The sequence below is a fragment of the Streptomyces sp. SID3212 genome (genome assembly GCF_009865405.1).
In the GTDB taxonomy this organism is placed as follows: domain Bacteria; phylum Actinomycetota; class Actinomycetes; order Streptomycetales; family Streptomycetaceae; genus Streptomyces.
Genome location: NZ_WWJY01001088.1, coordinates 1 through 2,566, shown reverse-complemented (window position 1 = coordinate 2,566; position 2,566 = coordinate 1). Strand labels below are relative to the sequence as shown.

Below are 2,566 nucleotides of genomic sequence, written 5' to 3'. Positions count from 1 at the left end.
ACGGGCACCGGGACGCGGTGTGGGCGCTGGTCCTGCTCAGCGGCGACGCGGACGCCTCCGTACGGAAGGCGGCGGTCCGGGCCCTGGCGGGGGTGGCGGACGACACCCCCTCCCTGCGGGAGGCGCTGGCGGCCCGGCTGGCGGACCAGGAGGCGGACACGGCCGCCGAGGCGGCGCGCGCTCTGGCGGTACGTCAGGACTCGCGCGCCATCGCTGCGTTGGCGCGGATCCTGGCGGACGAGGACGCGGGCGGTGGCGCGCGGCGGACGGCCCAGGACGCGGTGCGGTACGTACCGGAGGGGCCGGAGCGGCGGCGCCTGGAGCGGACACTCCCCCGGCGCCACTGACGGGAGGCGCACCCACCTCGCCACTAAGTTTTGCTTATCGACTAAGAAATCCGTAGTCTCCTCACGTGCCGGTCAGGTGATCCCCCCTGTCGGCCGGCCCCTCACTAGGAGACAGCAGTGGCGCACCTGAAGATCATCGTGGCGAGCACCAGGCCCGGCCGGATCGGCCTGACCATCGGGCAGTGGGTCGACGCGGAAGCGCGCAAGCACGGTGGTTTCGAGGACATCGAGCTGATAGACCTCGCCGAGGTGAACCTGCCGTTCATGAACGAACCGCACCACCCCCGGCTGGGGCAGTACACCCACCAGCACACCCGCGACTGGAGCGCGAAGATCGCCGAGGGCGACGCCTTCGTGTTCGTCATGCCGGAGTACAACTACGGCTACAACGCGGAGCTGAAGAACGCCCTCGACTACCTGCACAACGAGTGGCACCACAAGCCGGTCGGCCTCGTCAGCTACGGCGGCGTCGCCGGGGGCACCCGGGCGGCCCAGATGATCAAGCAGGTCGTCACCACGCTCCGGATGACCCCGCTGTTCGAGGCGGTCGTCATCCCCTTCGCCCACCGGCTCGTCACCGAGGACGGGGGCTTCGCGGCCGACGACGCCATGACCGGGTCGGCGAAGGCGATGTTCGACGAGCTCAAGCGGGTCGGCGAGGTGCTGCGCCCGCTGCGCGCGCCCCGGCCGGCGGCCGTGAAGCCATGACCGGCATCCATCCGGTGTGCACGCGCTTCCACACGGCGATCGAGCTGATCGGCACCCGGTGGACGGGCGCGGTCCTGCGCGCCCTGTTCACCGGGCAGCACCGGTACGGGCAGATCAAGGCGGCGATCCCCGGCGTCAGCGACACCATGCTGGCGCAGCGGCTGCGGGCGCTCCAGGAGGACGAGCTGATCGAGCGCCGGGTGGTGGCCACCACACCGGTCCAGGTCGAGTACCACCTCACCCAGCGGGGACGCGAACTGGAACCGGTGCTGGAGTCGGTCATCGCCTGGTCGCACAAGTGGATCCCGCTGCCGGACGAAGCGGACGCGCGTACGAACACAGGCTGAGGGCGGCGGGCCTGACGGCGTGTCAGCTCCGTATCGGACGACGTACCGGACGGCGCGTCAGACGAGCCGCAGCCCTCCCGGCGCGCCCTCCTCGATGATCTCGGCGAGTTCACCGAAGACCGAGCGCCCCGTACCGGCGGCCGCCTCGTCCAGCCGCGCGCGCGAGACGTCGTGCGCGCGCCACTCGAAGGCGAAGTCACGGTCGTCGGGTGTGCCGAACCCGCCGCGCAGGCAGTCCACGAGCGCGTCGAGATTGCTCCCGAAGTACCCGCCGGGTCCGTTCACGGCGGCGCCGATCACCCGCCAGAAGCTGTCCAGGTCGGTGACCTCCGCCCCGTCGATCACATAGGTCACGGTCATGGGACGGAGGTTACCTTTCCTGGTCTCGGGCGGCGGTCTCCGCCGCCCGGGCCGGTGAGCGGACGTGGTGTCAGCAGCCGTAGTTGACGAGCGAGAACGACGCGTAGTGGTTGGAGGTGTAGTAGTCCTCGTCGACCTTCTTGCCGGTGATGATGCGGCGGGCGCCGCGGTCGGGGGAGCCGGGGGTCACGACGGTGTACTCGTGGTAGTAGCTGGACGCCTGGAGGGGGAGCAGGCGCTCACGGTTCTGGAAGACGGCACCGTCCTGGGAGTACGGGAACGGCCCGCCACGGGCGATGAGGTTGAGGGTCGTCCGGGCCTGCGACGGCAGGCTGCCGTAGCAGATGCTGCCGACGGCGCTCGGCGCGGCGGACGCGCTGAGGGCGGCCGTGCCGACCAGGAGGGTGGAGGCGAGGGCTACGACGGAGCCCAGGGCGGCGATACGTGGGGGAATTCGCATGTCCCCATGATGACGCGCGTAGATATGTACACGTCAAGACCACGTCCCCCCAACGCGCCTGAATTTCCGGGACGTTCACCACCCGGAACCCGTTCGTACCGCCTCAGGAGCCACCCGCGTCACAAACGGCCGACGCGAGACTGCGGACGCACGGACGCACGGACGCACGGACGCACGGACGCCCGGCAGCGCGTGAGCACTGCCGGGCGTACGTACGTCGTGCTGGATGGAGAGACGGTCAGGCAGCCGTGCGGCGACCGCCGCCCTCGCCGCCCGCTCCGCCGCCACCCCGGCCGCGCCGGCCACGGCCGCCGTTGCCGGCCCCCGTGCCCGTACCGCCGCCG

General features: G+C 71.2%; 5 protein-coding genes. 3 read left to right on the top strand and 2 right to left on the bottom strand.

The genetic code is table 11. From position 1 onward, the window contains the following. From GT042_RS32380 to GT042_RS32370, 3 genes are all read left to right on the top strand, one after another. Positions 1–347, top strand: a 347-nt coding sequence (locus GT042_RS32380; protein ID WP_202534361.1) for a HEAT repeat domain-containing protein, incomplete at its 5' end; no start/stop codon positions are given. A 117-nt stretch (positions 348–464) separates the two neighbouring features. Continuing rightward, positions 465–1,055, top strand: a complete 591-nt coding sequence (locus GT042_RS32375; protein WP_161312258.1) for an NAD(P)H-dependent oxidoreductase — start codon at positions 465–467, stop codon at positions 1,053–1,055. Further along, positions 1,052–1,402, top strand: a complete 351-nt coding sequence (locus tag GT042_RS32370; RefSeq protein ID WP_161312257.1) for a helix-turn-helix domain-containing protein — start codon at positions 1,052–1,054, stop codon at positions 1,400–1,402. The genes GT042_RS32375 and GT042_RS32370 overlap by 4 nt, the downstream gene beginning before the upstream one ends. A gap of 57 nt (positions 1,403–1,459) precedes the next feature. Here the strand turns inward: GT042_RS32370 and GT042_RS32365 are convergent, their stop codons facing one another. Both GT042_RS32365 and GT042_RS32360 read right to left on the bottom strand, forming a co-directional pair. After that, positions 1,460–1,762: a barstar family protein gene (locus tag GT042_RS32365; RefSeq protein ID WP_161312256.1), complete on the bottom strand. Its 303-nt coding sequence runs from the start codon at positions 1,760–1,762 to the stop codon at positions 1,460–1,462. A 70-nt stretch (positions 1,763–1,832) separates the two neighbouring features. After that, entirely contained in the window at positions 1,833–2,222 is a 390-nt protein-coding gene (locus tag GT042_RS32360) for a ribonuclease domain-containing protein (protein WP_161312255.1), read from the bottom strand. Between the last annotated feature and the right edge of the window lie 344 nt (positions 2,223–2,566).